Here is a 15344-nt window from a genome sequence, read left to right as displayed (position 1 = left end):
CCGCCTCACTTCCGGCCCAGCAGCAGCCGGGCCTCTCCCACGGTGAACACCGATCCGGTGACCAGCACGCCCGCCCCCGAGTACGCGCCCTCGTCCTCGGCGAGGGTGATCGCGGCCTCGATGGCGTCGTCCAGCCGCGCCTCGACCTGCACCCGGTCGTCGCCGAAGACCTCGACGGCCAGCGCCGCCAGCACGTCCACGTCCATCGCCCGGCTGGTCGAGTTCCGGGTCACCACGACCTCCGAGAACACCGGCTCGAACGCCTCCAGCAGCCCGCGGACGTCCTTCTCCGCACTCGGACCGACGACGCCCACCAGATGGGTGAAGTCGAAGACCTCACTGACCGCGGCCGCCGCCGCCCGCGCGCCGGCCGGGTTGTGCGCGGCGTCCAGGACGACGGTGGGGCTGCGCCGGATGATCTCCAGGCGGCCCGGCGACGTGACGGACGCGAAGGCACCGCGGATGGTGTCGATGTCCAGCGAGCCGACCCGGGTGGTGCCGATGCCGAAGAACGCCTCGACGGCCGCCAGCGCGACCGCGGCGTTCTGCGCCTGGTGCTCGCCGTGCAGCGGCAGGAAGATCTGCTCGTACTCGCCACCGAGCCCGCGCAGCGTCAGCAGCTGGCCGCCGACCGCGATCTCACGGTGCACGACGCCGAACTCCATGCCCTCGCGGGCCACCGTCGCGTCGACCTCGACGGCGTGCTTGAGCAGCACGGTCGCGGCGTCGACGGGCTGCTGGGACAGCACGACGGTCGCGTCCTTCTTGATGATCCCGGACTTCTCCACGGCGATCTCGCCGGGCGTCGTGCCCAGCCGGTCGGTGTGGTCGAGCGCGATCGGGGTGACGACGGCGACCGAGCCGTCGATCACGTTGGTGGCGTCCCAGCTGCCGCCCATGCCGACCTCGACGACCGCGACGTCGACGGGGGCATCGGCGAAGGCCGCGTAGGCCATCGCGGTGAGCACCTCGAAGAACGACAGCCGGTGCGGCTGCGCGTTGTCCGTCATCTCGATGTACGGCTGGATGTCGCGGTACGTCTCGATGAACTTCTCGGCGCTGATCGGCTGCCCGTCCAGGCTGATCCGCTCGGTCATCGCCTGCACGTGCGGGCTGGTGTAGCGGCCGGTGCGCAGATGGAAGCCGAGCAGCAGCTGCTCGACCATGCGGGCGGTGCTGGTCTTGCCGTTGGTCCCGGTGATGTGGATGGCCGGGTAGGTGCGCTGCGGCTCGCCCAGGATGTCCATGAGTGCGGTCATCCGGTCGAGCGACGGCTCCAGCTTCGTCTCGGGCCAGCGCCCGGTCAGCTCCCCCTCGATCTCCCGCAGCTCACGCTCGGTCCCGGGGTCCTTGGGCGGGGCCGGTACGCCGTCGTCCGGCGTGAGCGGGACGGGCGTGCGCAGGGTACGGCTGCCTGCCTCGATCACCGCCATGTCGGCTTCCCGGACGGGCCCGCCGTCGGGGGCGTCGTCGTCCGGAGTCTCGTCGAACAGGTTTGCTGCCGCGTCGTCGTTCTGGGGGTGCTCGCTCACGCCGCCCAGTCTACGGAGCCGGTGCGGGTCCACATGCCCGGGTGAGCGGGCGGCGGCCCGCGCGCCCCCGGAGAACGCGGCGGACGCGGCGGACGCGGGGCCGACCCGTGGCGAACGGGCCGGCCCCGCGTCCAGGAGGTCCGGGTGGTGCCGCGGCTCAGCTCAGCGGCAGGGCGTCCAGCTGGGCGGTGATGCGGGCGATGTCCGCCTCGGCCGCCGCCAGCCGGACCCGGATCTTGTCCACAACGGGCTCGGGCGCCTTGGCGAGGAACGCCTCGTTGCCGAGCTTGCCCAGCGCCTGCGCCTTCTCCTTCTCGGCCAGCCCGATGTCCTTGGTCAGCCGCTTGCGCTCGGCCTCGACGTCGATCGTGCCGGACAGGTCCAGCGCGACGGTGCCGCCAGCGACCGGGAGGGTCGCGGTGGCGCTGAACTCGTCACCGGCCGGCTGCAGACGCAGCAGCTGGCGGATCGGCGCCTCGTGGGCCGCCAGGGCGCCCGCGAGGGTGAGCTGCGCGGGAACCTTTTGGCCGGGCTGCAGACCCTGGTCGGCGCGGAACCGGCGGACCTCGGTGACCACCTGCTGAACGCCGGCGATCTCCTTCTCGGCCGCCGCGTCCCGGAAGCCGCTGTCCTTCGGCCACTCGGCGATGACGACCGACTCGGCGCCGGTGAGCGTGGTCCACAGCGTCTCGGTGACGAACGGGACCACCGGGTGCAGCAGGCGCAGCAGCACGTCCAGCACCTCGCCGAGCACCCGGCCGGAGACCTCGGCGCCGCGGCCGCCCGCGAAGAAGGTGGTCTTCGACAGCTCGACGTACCAGTCGAAGACCTCGTCCCACGCGAAGTGGTAGAGCGCCTCGGAGAGCTTGGAGAACTGGTAGTCCTCGTAGAGCGCGTCCACTTCGGCGACGACCGTGTTGAGCCGGGACAGCACCCAGCGGTCGGTGGCCGACATCTCCTCGGCGGGCGGGAGTTCACCCTCGACCGTCGCGCCGTTCATGAGCGCGAAGCGCGTCGCGTTCCAGATCTTGTTGGTGAAGTTGCGGGACGCCTGGACCCAGTCCTCACCGATCGGCACGTCGACACCGGGGTTGGCGCCGCGCGCCAGGGTGAAGCGGACGGCGTCGGAGCCGTAAGTGTCCATCCAGTCCAGCGGGTTGACGGCGTTGCCGAAGGACTTCGACATCTTCTTGCCGAACTGGTCGCGGACCATGCCGTGCAGGGCGATGGTGTGGAACGGCGGGGTGCCGTCCATCGCGTACAGGCCGAACATCATCATCCGGGCGACCCAGAAGAAGAGGATGTCGTACCCGGTGACCAGCACCGAGTTGGGATAGAACTTCTCCAGCGACTCGGTCCGCTCGGGCCAGCCCAGCGTCGAGAACGGCCACAGGCCCGACGAGAACCACGTGTCGAGCACGTCGGTGTCCTGCGTCCAGCCTTCGCCGGTGGGCGGCTCTTCGTCCGGTCCGACGCAGACGACCTCGCCGGCCGGGCCGTACCAGACCGGGATGCGGTGGCCCCACCAGAGCTGGCGCGAGATGCACCAGTCGTGGAGGTTGTCGACCCAGCTGAAGTAGCGGGACTCCATCTCCTTCGGGTGGATCTTCACCCGGCCGTCGCGGACCGCGTCACCGGCGGCCTGGGCCAGCGGGCCGACCTTGACCCACCACTGCAGCGACAGCCGCGGCTCGATGGTCGTCTTGCAGCGCGAGCAGTGCCCCACGGAGTGCTGGTACGGGCGCTTCTCGGCGACGATGCGGCCCTCGGCGCGCAGGGCCGCCACGATGGCGCTGCGGGCTTCGAGCCGGTCCAGGCCCTCGAAGGGGCCCGGGACGGTGATGATCGCCCGCTCGTCCATGACGCTGAGGTTCGGCAGGTCGTGCCGGCGGCCGATCTCGAAGTCGTTCGGGTCGTGCGCCGGGGTCACCTTGACGGCGCCGGTGCCGAACTCCGGGTCCACGTGCTCGTCCGCGACGATCGGGATCCGGCGGCCGGTGAGCGGCAGTTCGATCTCGGTGCCGACCAGGTGCGCGTAGCGCTCGTCGTCCGGGTGGACGGCGACGGCGGTGTCACCGAGCATCGTCTCGGCGCGGGTCGTGGCGACGACGATGGCGTTGTCGCCCTCGCCGTAGCGGATCGAGACGAGCTCGCCGTCGTCGTCCTGGTACTCCACCTCGATGTCCGAGATGGCGGTCAGACAGCGCGGGCACCAGTTGATGATGCGCTCGGCACGGTAGATCAGCTCGTCGTCGAAGAGCTTCTTGAAGATCGTCTGGACGGACTGCGACAGGCCCTCGTCCATCGTGAAGCGCTCACGCGACCAGTCGACGCCGTCGCCGAGGCGGCGCATCTGCCCGGAGATCTGGCCGCCGGACTCTTCCTTCCACTGCCAGACCTTCTCGACGAACGCCTCGCGGCCCAGGTCGTGGCGGGACTTGCCCTCCTTGGCCAGCTCACGCTCGACGACGTTCTGGGTGGCGATGCCCGCGTGGTCCATGCCGGGCTGCCACAGCGTCTCGTACCCCTGCATCCGCTTGCGGCGGGTGAGCGAGTCGATGATCGTGTGCTCGAAGGCGTGCCCCAGGTGCAGGCTGCCCGTGACGTTCGGCGGCGGGATGACGATCGTGTACGGCGGCTTGTCGCTCTTGGCGTCGGCCTCGAAGTACCCACGCTCCACCCAGCGCTCGTACAGCTTCCCCTCTACCTCGGCCGGCACGTACGCGGTCGGCAGTTCGGGGGTGCTGTTCGGCCCGCCATGGGGGCTGCGCTGAGAGTTGTCGGTCACCCGGTCATTCTACGGGCGCCCCCGCACCGCTCGTTACGAAGCCGTAGCGGGCCCGGCGTAAGCGGCGGGTAAGACATCCGGAAGGATGGGTGCACGGTCGTTTACGGAGGGGACGAGTCATATGAGCTACAACCAACCGCCGCCCGATCCCGGCTACGGCGGGCAGCCGAACCCCTACGGGCAGCAGCCGCAGCAGCCCGGCGGATACGGCCAGCCCCAGCCGGGCGGCTACGGTCAGCCGCCTCAGCAGCCCGGGTACGGCTACCCGGCGCAGCAGGTCCCCCCGCAGCCCGGCCCGTACGGACAGCAGCCGCAGCAGGGCTTCGGCGGCTATCCGCCGCAGCCGCCGCCCGGGAAGAAGAACACGGTGTGGATCGTCATCGCCGCCGTGGTCGTCGTCGCCGCGATCGGTGGGGGCGCCTTCGCGCTCTTCCGTGGCGGGGACGCGGACAAGGGCACGGTCAGCAGCAGCGGCGGCACCACGGGCGGCACCAAGGGCAGCGGCAGCGACGACGGCAAGAAGTACAAGCTGACCGCTCCGCAGACCGTCGCCGGTGACTTCCAGCTCAAGGACCCGCTGGACGACGACAGCAAGACCGAGTTGAACAAGGTGCCCGGAGTCGCCAACCCGGCTCCGGCCGGTGGTAGTTACGAGAGCAGCACCAAGAAGAAGATGCTGTTCAGGGGCGTGTGGGGCACGGTCGCCGATCCCGGGAGGGAGGTGGACGCGCTCTTCGTCAGCGGCACGCAGGACATCACCAAGGAGGGTGACGCCGAGCTCGTCGGGACCCCGGAGAAGGTCACCCCGGACGGGCTCGACGGCGGCGCCGTCATGAAGTGCCAGATCGTCAGGTTCAAGGCGCCCACCACCAGCACCTCGCCGGTGAAGAGCGCGGACGTTCCGCTGTGCATCTGGTCCGACCGCAGCACCGTGGCCATGGTCATGGTCGTCGACCCGATCGCCGCCCTCACCGGCAGCGGCCCCAGCATCAGCGACACCGCGGCCACCACCGCGAAGGTGCGCAAGGACGCGCGCGTCGAGATCAAGTAGACCGCGGCGCGGCAGGCCGTGACCGCGTAGCGGTACCCGGCCACACGAAGCAAGACGTACGTTCCACGAGGGGAAGCACCACACATGAGCTACAACCAGCCGCCGCCGGGTTACGGCCAGCCGCAGCAGCCGCAGCAGCCCTACGGCCAGCAGCCGCCCCAGCCCGGGTACGGCGGCTACCCCCAGCAGCCGCAGCAGCCCCAGCAGCAGGGCTGGCCGCAGCAGCAGGGTTACCCGCAGCAGCCCCAGCAGCCGCAGCCGCAGCCGCAGCAGGGCTGGAACGGCCAGCAGCCCGGCCAGCAGCCGGGTTACCCACCGCAGCCGCCGCGGGGCAAGAGCAAGGCCGTCGGTGTGGTGATCGGCGTCGTGGTGCTCGCCGCGATCGGCGGGGGCATCTACTTCGCCACCAGTGGCGGTTCCAGCGGCAGTGGCGGCGGCTACAAGATCGCCTTCCCGGAGAAGATCGCCGACGGCAAGTACACCAAGTCGTCGGAGAACATCGGCACCCCCGAGACGGGCAAGTCGGACGCCGGCATCACCGACCCGACCAGCGTGCGGGGAACGTACAAGTCGGACAAGGAGACGGTCTCCCTCTCCGGCGGCGAAGGCAATGTCACGGACCCCAAGGCCGCGGTCGACAAGATCCTGTCGAGCGGTCTCAGCAAGAGCGGCTCCGAGGCCACCGAGCAGCACCCCGCCGGATTCGACGGCACCGTGATGAAGTGCGCCGGTGGCGGCTCGTCCATGCCCTACTGCGTCTGGGGCGACGACAGCACCGTGATGATCTCGATGTACATCAACATCGACCTCAGCGGTACGTCCACGCCGCCCTCGGCCGCCGACTGGGCGAACACCACGGCCAAGATCCGCAGCGAGATCCGCGTCAAGAAGTAGCCGCACCCGTGCGGTAGCCGCACAACGCGAAGGGGGCGCCCGGCAATTGCCGGGCGCCCCCTTCGGTGTCTGTCCGCCGAGCGCTAGGCGCTCTTCTGCTCGCCCTTGCCGATGATGCGCGGCTCGCGCGGCACCAGGGTCGGGTTGACGTTGGAGTGCACGACCTCGTCGGTGATGACGACGCGGGCGACGTCCTTGCGGGACGGCACCTCGTACATCACGGACATCAGCACCTCCTCCATGATGGCGCGCAGCCCGCGCGCGCCGGTCTGGCGGAGGATCGCCTGGTCGGCGATGGCTTCCAGCGCGCTGTGCTCGAACTCCAGCTCCACACCGTCGAGTTCGAAGAGCTTCTGGTACTGCTTCACCAGTGCGTTCTTCGGCTCCACGAGGATCTGCAGCAGCGCCTCGCGGTCCAGGTTGTGGACGGAGGTGATGACCGGAAGCCGGCCGATGAACTCGGGAATCATCCCGAACTTCACCAGGTCCTCCGGCATGATCTCCTGGAACTGGTTCGCGGCCTGGATCTCGCGCTTGGAGCGGATCGTCGCGCCGAAGCCGATGCCCTTGGCGCCGGCCCGCGATTCGATGATCTTCTCCAGGCCCGCGAAGGCACCGCCCACGATGAACAGCACGTTCGTGGTGTCGATCTGGATGAACTCCTGGTGCGGGTGCTTGCGCCCGCCCTGCGGCGGCACCGAGGCCGTCGTGCCTTCCAGGATCTTCAGCAGCGCCTGCTGAACGCCCTCACCGGACACATCCCGCGTGATCGAAGGATTTTCACTCTTGCGAGCGACCTTGTCGATCTCGTCGATGTAGATGATCCCGGTCTCGGCCTTCTTGACGTCGTAGTCGGCCGCCTGGATCAGCTTGAGCAGGATGTTCTCGACGTCCTCGCCGACATAGCCCGCCTCGGTGAGTGCGGTGGCGTCGGCGATGGCGAACGGCACGTTCAGCATCCGGGCGAGGGTCTGCGCGAGCAGCGTCTTGCCGGAGCCGGTGGGGCCGAGGAGCAGGATGTTGGACTTGGCGAGCTCGATGGCGTCGTCGTGGCCCCGGCCGTTGTTCTCACCGGCCTGCACCCGCTTGTAATGGTTGTAGACCGCGACCGAGAGGGCCTTCTTCGCCGGCTCCTGGCCGACGACGTAGCTCTCCAGGAACTCGTAGATCTCCCGAGGCTTGGGCAGATCCTCCCACCGCACTTCGGAGGACTCGGCCAGCTCCTCCTCGATGATCTCGTTGCAGAGATCGATGCACTCATCGCAGATGTACACACCAGGCCCTGCGATGAGCTTCTTCACCTGCTTCTGGCTCTTGCCGCAGAACGAGCACTTGAGCAGGTCGCCGCCGTCACCGATGCGTGCCACGAGGTGTTTCCCCTTCGCCTGGGATCCGCCTAGTCCAACGGAACCTGGTGCTTCTCTCATCGACGGTACCTTGCCGCGCCCCCCGTGCGGGCCCCCCTTGGACCTACTCAGTCCAAGGAGGGCGGTAACGCTTCCGCACTAAGGTGCCCCGCAGGGGTACCGCGACCTGCCCGTCAGACCGACGCGGAGGTCTTACGGGTGGAGACGATCTGGTCGACCAGACCGTACGCGAGGGCTTCCTCGGCGGTCAGGATCTTGTCGCGCTCGATGTCCTCGCGGATCTGATCGATCGGCGTGGTGGAGTGCTTGGCGAGCATCTCCTCCAGCTGCGCGCGCATCCGGATGATCTCGTTGGCGGCGATCTCCAGGTCGGAGACCTGACCCCGGCCGGTCTCGCTGTACGGCTGGTGGATCAGGATCCGGGCGTTCGGCAGCGCCATCCGCTTGCCGGGGCTGCCGGCCGCGAGCAGCACGGCCGCGGCGGAGGCCGCCTGGCCCATGCAGACCGTCTGGATGTCCGGCTTCACGAACTGCATGGTGTCGTAGATGGCCGTGAGGGCCGTGAACGAGCCACCGGGCGAGTTGATGTAGACGGAGATGTCGCGGTCCGGGTCCATCGACTCCAGGCACAGCAGCTGCGCCATGACGTCGTTGGCCGAGGCGTCGTCGATCTGCACGCCGAGGAAGATCACGCGCTCCTCGAAGAGCTTCGCGTACGGGTCGTACTCGCGCACGCCCTGCGAGGTGCGCTCGACGAAGCGCGGAATGATGTAGCGGGCCTCGGCGCCGAGCACACCTGGCGCCTCGGCCATCGTGCGCTCGTAGAGGCCGCTACCGGGGAAATTCAGGGAGTTCACTTTCACCGTCCTGGTGATGAGCAGTGGGCTGGGCGGGTTCGGCGGAGGGGGCCTGAGGTGCTCAGGCAGCCCCGGTGCCGCCACCACCCGGAACGCCGGAGGCGGTGAGCATGACCCCGTCCAGCAGGCCGTACGCGGTGGCCTCCTCGGCCGAGAACCAGCGGTCACGGTCGGAGTCCTTGGTGATCTGCTCGACGCTCTGGCCGCTGTGCTGCGCGATGAGCTCGGCCATCCGCCGCTTGGTGTGCAGCAGCTGCTCGGCCTGGATCTTGATGTCGGTGGCGGAGCCACCCAGACCGGCGGAGGGCTGGTGCATCAGGATCCGGGTGTTCGGCAGCGCGAAGCGCTTGCCGGGCGTGCCCGCGGTGAGCAGGAACTGACCCATCGAGGCGGCGAGGCCCATGGCGATCGTCACGACGTCGTTCTTGATGAACTGCATCGTGTCGTAGATCGCCATGCCGGCCGTCACGGAGCCGCCGGGCGAGTTGATGTAGAGGTAGATGTCCTTGTCCGGGTCAGCGGCGAGAAGGAGCAGCTGCGCGGTGATCTTGTTGGCGATATCGTCGTCGACCGCCTGGCCGAGGAAGATGATCCGCTCGTTGAGCAGTCGGTTGTAGACCTGGTCGCCGAGTCCACCGATGGTCGGCTCGCCGGCGGCGGAAGGCATCGGAGTCGTCACGTATCCACCTGCTCGTTGTCGGACGGCCCGGGGCCGTCTCAGCGTCTTCGTCTTCGCGTCTTCGCGTCTTCGGGTGTTCTCGGGCGGCTTCGGGGGTCGGTCCCCCAGCATCCCTACTTGGACCCTAACGCGCAGGTGGGGCCCAGCAATCCCCTACGCGAAACTGTTCGCTGTGAGCGCAGGCTCGGCGCCCGGGTAAGCAAAACGGGCCCGAACGCGGCTTCGCGTCCGGGCCCGTCGTGCGAACAGGTCAGGCCTTGTCGGAGGTCGCCTCGGCGGCGTCCTCGACATCGGTGGCGGTCTCCTCGTCGGAGCCGGCCTCCACCGTCACAGCACCCTCGTCCTCGACCTCGTCGTCCAGGTCGACCGTCTCACCGTTGGTGTCGGTGACCTTGGCGGCCTCGACGACCACCGCGAGCGCCTTGCCGCGGGCGACCTCGCCGACGAGCATCGGCACCTGGCCGCCTTCGACGACGGCCTGGGCGAACTGGTCCGGGCTCATGCCCGAGGAGGCGGCGCGGCGCATGAGGTGCTCGGTGAGCTCCTCCTGGTTGACCGACAGCTGCTCCTTGGAGACCAGCTCATCCAGGATGAACTGGGTCTTGATGCCCTTGGTGGCCTGCGCGCCGAGCTCCGCGTCGTGCTCCTCGGCGGTCTTGCCCTCGCGCTCCAGGTAGCCGTCCCAGTCCAGGCCCATGGCCGGGAACTGGTGGTGCTCCAGGTTGTGCTTGCGGGTCTGGATCTCGTCCGCCAGCAGCTTCTCCGGCATCGGGACCTCGACCAGCTCCAGGAGGGCGTCGAGCACCTTCTCCTGGGCCTGGGTGGCCTGGTCGTAACGCTTCATGTTCTCGAGGCGCTTGACGCTGTCCGCGCGCAGCTCCTCGAGGGTGTCGAACTCGCTCGCCAGCTGGGCGAAGTCGTCGTCCAGTTCGGGCAGCTCACGGGCCTGGACGGACGTCACGTCCACCTTGACCGACGAGGTCTTGCCGGCGGCGGAGCCGCCCTTGAGCTCGGAGTCGAAGGTGGCGGTGCCGCCGGCCTCGAGGCCGATGACGGCCTCGTCGATGCCCTCGAGCAGCTGGCCGGAGCCGATGGTGTAGCTGATGCCCTTGGCGACGCCGTCCTCGAGGACCTCGCCGTCCACGGACGCTTCGAGGTCCAGGACCACGACATCGCCCTCGGCGGCGGCGCGCTCGACCGGGGAGGTCGAGGCGAAGCGCTCGCGGAGCTGCTCCAGCGACTTGTCGATGTCCTCGTCCGACACCTCAAGGGCGTCGACGGTGACCTCGATGCCGGAGTAGTCCGGGATCTCGATCGCCGGACGGATGTCGACCTCGGCGGTGAACTTGAGGTCCTGGCCGTCGTTGAACTCGGTGATGTCGACGTCGGGCTGGCCGAGAACGTTCAGCTCACCCTCGCTGACAGCCTCCGTGTAGAACTTCGGGAGTGCGTCGTTGATGGCCTCTTCGAGGACCGAGCCGCGACCGAACCGCTGGTCGATGACGCGCGCGGGGATCTTGCCCTTACGGAAGCCCGGCACCGTGACCTGCTGGTTGATCTTCTTGTAGGCCGCGTCGAGGCTGGGCTTGAGCTCCTCGAAGGGCACCTCGACAGTGAGTCGAACCCGGGTCGGGTTCAGAGTCTCGACGGCGCTCTTCACGGTTGGGTCTCCTTGGGGCTGACATCAGGGGCTTTAGAGAATCGCGCCAACACCCGGTTCCCACCATGTGAGCGGAACCGGCGGCCGACGAGACGTACTACTCGGGGACTGCGCCCCTACGTCGCCCCGTATACAGGCGCCATTGCATAGTACCGGTACGACGGGCACGCCCGTCCCGCTCGGCAAAGTCATCTGGTCGGGGTGGCCGGATTCGAACCGACGGCCTTCCGCTCCCAAAGCGGACGCGCTACCAAGCTGCGCCACACCCCGCTGGTGCGAGACGTAGAGTACATGCCCTGGTACACGCGGGCGGCCAATATTCCGTCGCGACTTCAACTGAATCCCGGCCGGGTCACACACCCGGATTTACCGGTGTGCGGCGGGGGTGTGCGAGCCGCTACGATGCGGTGTGCCAGAATCTGTGGCGCTGCGGGCGTAGCTCAATGGTAGAGCCCTAGTCTTCCAAACTAGCTACGCGGGTTCGATTCCCGTCGCCCGCTCTGTACGGCTCCGGCCCGTGCCCGAGGACTTCCGTCCCGGTCACGGGCCGGCCGCGTTCCAGGGTGCCGGTGCGTTCTAGGGTGCCGGCCATGGAGATCTGGATCAATCCCGCCTGTTCGAAGTGCCGCTCCGCGCTGAGCACCCTGGACGCCGAGGGCGCGGAGTACACCGTCCGCCGCTATCTGGAGGACCCGCCGGACGCGGCCGAGCTGCGGGCGGTGCTGGGGCGGCTGGGGCTGGAGCCGTGGGACATCGCACGGACCCAGGAGCCGGCCGCCGCCGGGCTGGGCCTGAAGGAGTGGGGCCGCGCCCCCGAGGACCGCGACCGCTGGATCGACGCCCTCGCCGCCCGCCCCTCCCTCATCCAGCGCCCGATCATCACCTCCGACGACGGCACGGCCCAGGTGGCCCGCACCGAGGACGCGGTACGCGACGCACTGGGGCGCGGCGGCGCGGTGTAAGCGCTGTCAGTGGGCCGGGCTATCGTCCGGTGATCAACACGTAGAACTTGGGAGGGGTACGTGTTCCACTCACGACACCGCAGAAACCTGGCCCGCTGGGGCGCCGCCGTGGCGGCCGTCACGTGCGCGCTGGGCATGGCGACCACCGGCACCGCACAGGCCGACGCGTATCCGTACGCGCTGAGCGACCTGCAGACGCATCCGGGGAACGCCTGCGCCAGCGGGACCCCGCTGCCCTGGATAGGCAACACCCGGGTCGCGCTGAGCGCCCGGGTGGACGGCACCAGCCCGGCCGAGCCGCGGCCGTCGGTCCACTTCAAGGTCTGGAAGGGCGACGAGAACGCCCCCGTCGCGGAGGCGGTGCTCACCAGCCTCGCGGGCGGCCAGGCGTCGACGTTCTCGGTGCCGGACGAGCTGCTCCCGTCCGGGGAGGGGTACGCGTGGTCCGCGCGTCTGGAGAACAGCGCGGGCCCGAGCTCCGCGTGGGCCGCCCCGTGCGGCTTCTCGGTGGACCGTGACCGGCCCCCCACCCCGACGGTCGCGTTCACCGACGGCTACCCGAACAGCGGGCCGGGTGTGCCGGCCGGCACCGTGCGCAGCCTCAGGTTCACGGTCCCCGCGGGAAGCGAGGTGGACGGCTTCTGCTTCTCCGTACGAGCCGCCGACGAACCGGACACGAGCCACCCGACCGGTCCGCACGGCTGCGGGCCGCAGTGGGCGCCGGTCGGCCCGGACGGGACGGCGACCGCGACGTTCGTCACCCCGGACAGCTCGGGGCCGAGCAACGTCAAGGTCTTCAGCGTGGACCGGGCGGGCCAGCGGTCGGACACCGCCCGCGTGGAGTACTCGATCACCACCCCGTTCGTCGAGCCCCCCGGGGACTACTCCGGTGACGGCCACCCCGACCTGTTCAGCGTCGGGACCGACGGCAAGCTCTACCTGCACCCGGGCCGGGCTAACGGCACGTTCGGCGCGCCCGTGCTCTCGGACGGCGGGGACTGGCGGGGCACGCTGATCGCCCGCGCCGGGTACAACGTGCCGCTGTCCGGCCTCAACCAGGACACCGACCCGCGCAACGACCTCCTGGTGCGCCGAGGTTCGCAGCTGTTCGTCTACCCGGGCAACGGCAAGGGCGGATTCGGGACCCCGGTTCCGGCCCTGTCGGGCGTGGACACCCATGACTGGTCGGCGGCGACGCAGCTGGTCGTGAGCCCGAACCCGCAGTTCTCCGGCTTCCTCCTGGCGAAGGAGGGCGACCGCCTGGTCTATGCCCCGCTGGGACGCGACGCGGTGGTGGGCAGGGTGATCACCCTGGTGCAGAGCGGCTGGGCCGACAAGACCGTCGCGATCTCCGACCAGCTCGTGGACGGCGACCTGCCGAAGGTGTGGGTGCGCGACGGCGTGGCCGGCACCCTCTCCCAGTACCCGATCCTGCGCGACTGGAGCTCGGACCAGCTGGATCCCGGGAGCCTCGGCGACCCCACCGTCATCGCGGCTTCGGGCTGGAAGACGGCGCAGCACCCGCTCTTCCTCGCTCCGTTCGACCTGAACGGTGACGGCCGCAACGACCTGCTCGCCACCACCCGGACGCAGGGCCTGCAGCTCTTCGTCCCGGCGGCGGACGGGACGCTGGGCGCCCCGGCCACCGTGGCCCGCAGCGGCTGGCCCACCGGCCACAACCTGTTCTAGGACGGGTCCGACGGCCCACCCGTACGAGATCACCGCGGCCCCCTGCCACCCGGCAGGGGGCCGCGGTCAGTCGACCGGGACGCCCTGGGGGGCTTTGATGCGTTTCATAATCATTTGGGAGTTGACGTCGCTGACGCCCGGGAGGGAGATCAGCTTCTCGGTCCAGAAGCGCTCGTAGGCCTCGCTGTCGGCGACGGCGATGCGGAGCAGGCAGCCGGGGGCGCCGTAGAGGCGGTAGGCCTCGACCACGTCCGGGGTGGACTGGAGCTGGGCCTCGAAGGCGGCGACGGAGTCGCGGTCGCGGCGGACCTCGACGGAGGCGAAGACCTCGAAGCCGCGGCCGACGGCGGCCGGCTCGACGACGGCGCGGTAGCTTCGGATCACCCCGTCGTCCTCCAGCTGGCGCACCCGGCGCAGGCAGGGGGAAGGGGTGAGGCCGACCCGCTGGGCCAGCTCCTGGTTGGTCAGCCGGCCGTCGGCCTGCAGCTCGCGCAAGATTCGTCTGTCGATGGCGTCCATGGTGACATTTTCTAGCACTGTCGTGAGCATTTCGCGCCGTAATCAGCAATCAAATGTTGTCAATATCCGCATATCCTTGCTGTGGACTTATCAGACGGACTTATCAGACAACACGCGGAAGCGGGTCACAGTGCCGCACATCGTCGTCATCAGCACCGGGGGCACGATAGCCAGCAGGTGGCAGGGAGCCGGTTACGCGGCGGAGGCCGCGGGCCTGGAGGTGCTGGCCGCGGGGGCGATCCCCGAGGGCGTCGACGTACGGGTCGTGGACCTGTTCACCGTCAACAGCTCCCGGCTGACCACCGCCCACCAGCTGGAACTGCTGCGTACGGTGCACGAGGTGCTGGCCGACCCGGCCGTCGACGGCGTGGTCGTCACGCACGGCACGGACACCCTGGAGGAGTCCGCCTTCCTGCTGGACCTGCACCACGCGGACCGCAGGCCGGTCGTGCTCACCGGGGCCCAGAAGCCGCTCGACGCGGCCGACGGCGACGCGGCGGGCAATCTCTACGACGCGCTGCTGACGGCCTCCACCGGCCGGGACATCGGCGCGGTCATCGCCTTCGGCGGGCTGGTGCACGCGGCCCGCGGCACGGTGAAGAAGCACACCGTCGACGTCCAGGCGTTCGCCGACCCGACGGGGCTGCCGCTGGGCCGGGTGCAGTTCGGCCGGGTCACCTGGGGGCGGCACCGCCCCCGGCCGGAGGCGCTGCCGCTGCCCGCCGCGGACGTACGGCCGCCGCGGGTGGACATCGTGATGCACCACAGCGACGCCGATCCGGTGCTGTTCGACGCCGCGCTGGCCGCCGGCGCCGAGGGCATCGTGCTGGTCGGCACCGGAGCCGGCAACGCGACCCCGGACTTCGCGGCCGCCGTAGGCCGGGCGGTGGCGGCCGGTGTCCTCGTCGCGGTCAGCACCCGGGTGGCGGCCGGCGCGGTGGCGCCGATCTACACCGGCGGCGGAGCCGTGGACCTGGTCGAGGCGGGCGCCGTGCTGGCCGGCTCGCTGCGCGCGGGACAGGCCCGCATCGCGGTGCTGTCCGCCCTGCTGTCCACGCCCGACCGCGCGGACCGCCCCGCCGCGCTGCGCCGGATCGTGGACTCGACGTCAGAGCTTTATCTGGTTGATGGTGTCGGCAAGTGAGGTAAGGAAACGGTTCACCGAGGGCGCCATATTGGTCGACGCGATGAAGAAGCCGAACAGGGCGGCCACTATCGCGGGGCCGACCTTGATCGACTTCCCCCTGATCATGACCACCAGAATGACGCCCAACAACAGGACTACGGACAGGGAGATGGCCACAGCGGATCACTTCCTCTTCGGTACGCCGCAACGGTCCGGGGAG

General features: G+C 69.6%; 13 protein-coding genes and 2 tRNA genes. 6 read left to right on the top strand and 9 right to left on the bottom strand.

The features are described from left to right. Positions 1 to 5 precede the first annotated feature (5 nt). The gene (gene folC / locus LNW73_RS21700; RefSeq protein ID WP_250992998.1) at positions 6 to 1493 is read right to left on the bottom strand and encodes a bifunctional tetrahydrofolate synthase/dihydrofolate synthase; all 1488 of its coding nucleotides are present in this window, start codon (positions 1491 to 1493) and stop codon (positions 6 to 8) included. Positions 1494 to 1689: 196 nt separating this feature from the next. Then, positions 1690 to 4320 carry a valine--tRNA ligase gene (locus LNW73_RS21695; RefSeq protein ID WP_250991030.1) on the bottom strand — a complete coding sequence of 877 codons (2631 nt, stop codon included), beginning with the start codon at positions 4318 to 4320 and terminating at the stop codon, positions 1690 to 1692. Between the two features lie 121 nt (positions 4321 to 4441). On the opposite strand from LNW73_RS21695, the gene LNW73_RS21690 reads away from it, so the two are divergent. Both LNW73_RS21690 and LNW73_RS21685 read left to right on the top strand, forming a co-directional pair. Further along, on the top strand, positions 4442 to 5371 hold the full coding sequence (locus LNW73_RS21690) for a hypothetical protein (protein WP_250991029.1): 930 nt from the start codon (positions 4442 to 4444) through the stop codon (positions 5369 to 5371). Between the two features lie 84 nt (positions 5372 to 5455). After that, on the top strand, positions 5456 to 6265 hold the full coding sequence (locus LNW73_RS21685; RefSeq protein ID WP_250991028.1) for a hypothetical protein: 810 nt from the start codon (positions 5456 to 5458) through the stop codon (positions 6263 to 6265). Between the two features lie 83 nt (positions 6266 to 6348). On the opposite strand, the gene clpX is transcribed toward LNW73_RS21685, so the two are convergent. The 5 genes from clpX to LNW73_RS21660 all read right to left on the bottom strand — a co-directional run bounded on the left by clpX (position 6349) and on the right by LNW73_RS21660 (position 11098). After that, positions 6349 to 7632, bottom strand: a complete 1284-nt coding sequence (clpX, locus tag LNW73_RS21680; protein WP_138357760.1) for an ATP-dependent Clp protease ATP-binding subunit ClpX — start codon at positions 7630 to 7632, stop codon at positions 6349 to 6351. 173 nt (positions 7633 to 7805) lie between these two features. Beyond that, entirely contained in the window at positions 7806 to 8444 is a 639-nt protein-coding gene (locus LNW73_RS21675) for an ATP-dependent Clp protease proteolytic subunit (RefSeq protein ID WP_250980164.1), read from the bottom strand. 106 nt (positions 8445 to 8550) lie between these two features. Next, entirely contained in the window at positions 8551 to 9156 is a 606-nt protein-coding gene (locus LNW73_RS21670; RefSeq protein ID WP_250992997.1) for an ATP-dependent Clp protease proteolytic subunit, read from the bottom strand. A 262-nt stretch (positions 9157 to 9418) separates the two neighbouring features. Further along, a complete protein-coding gene (gene tig / locus LNW73_RS21665; RefSeq protein ID WP_250991027.1) occupies positions 9419 to 10828 on the bottom strand; it encodes a trigger factor in 1410 nt (469 codons plus the stop codon). Between the two features lie 193 nt (positions 10829 to 11021). After that, positions 11022 to 11098: transfer RNA gene (locus LNW73_RS21660), tRNA-Pro, on the bottom strand. A 159-nt stretch (positions 11099 to 11257) separates the two neighbouring features. On the opposite strand from LNW73_RS21660, the gene LNW73_RS21655 reads away from it, so the two are divergent. The 3 genes from LNW73_RS21655 (at position 11258) to LNW73_RS21645 (ending at position 13479) form a co-directional block, all read left to right on the top strand. Continuing rightward, positions 11258 to 11328 (top strand) — tRNA-Gly (locus LNW73_RS21655). A gap of 90 nt (positions 11329 to 11418) precedes the next feature. Beyond that, the gene (locus LNW73_RS21650) at positions 11419 to 11790 is read left to right on the top strand and encodes an ArsC/Spx/MgsR family protein (RefSeq protein ID WP_250991026.1); all 372 of its coding nucleotides are present in this window, start codon (positions 11419 to 11421) and stop codon (positions 11788 to 11790) included. A gap of 60 nt (positions 11791 to 11850) precedes the next feature. Next, positions 11851 to 13479, top strand: coding sequence for a hypothetical protein (locus LNW73_RS21645; protein WP_250991025.1), 1629 nt, complete (start codon positions 11851 to 11853; stop codon positions 13477 to 13479). Between the two features lie 66 nt (positions 13480 to 13545). Here the strand turns inward: LNW73_RS21645 and LNW73_RS21640 are convergent, their stop codons facing one another. Continuing rightward, complete coding sequence (locus LNW73_RS21640) at positions 13546 to 13998, bottom strand: Lrp/AsnC family transcriptional regulator (RefSeq protein ID WP_138357640.1); 453 nt, start codon at positions 13996 to 13998, stop codon at positions 13546 to 13548. A gap of 130 nt (positions 13999 to 14128) precedes the next feature. Between LNW73_RS21640 and LNW73_RS21635 the strand changes: the two genes are divergently transcribed. Next, positions 14129 to 15142, top strand: a complete 1014-nt coding sequence (locus LNW73_RS21635; RefSeq protein WP_250991024.1) for an asparaginase — start codon at positions 14129 to 14131, stop codon at positions 15140 to 15142. On the opposite strand, the gene LNW73_RS21630 is transcribed toward LNW73_RS21635, so the two are convergent. Continuing rightward, positions 15107 to 15301, bottom strand: coding sequence for a hypothetical protein (locus LNW73_RS21630; protein WP_138357641.1), 195 nt, complete (start codon positions 15299 to 15301; stop codon positions 15107 to 15109). The genes LNW73_RS21635 and LNW73_RS21630 overlap by 36 nt on opposite strands. Between the last annotated feature and the right edge of the window lie 43 nt (positions 15302 to 15344).

Origin of the sequence: Streptomyces sp. RKAG337 (assembly GCF_023701715.1) — a bacterium.
Taxonomy (GTDB): Bacteria; Actinomycetota; Actinomycetes; order Streptomycetales; family Streptomycetaceae; genus Actinacidiphila.
The sequence above is the reverse complement of the archived record's forward strand: the minus strand, read 5'-3'. Positions and strand labels throughout refer to the sequence as shown.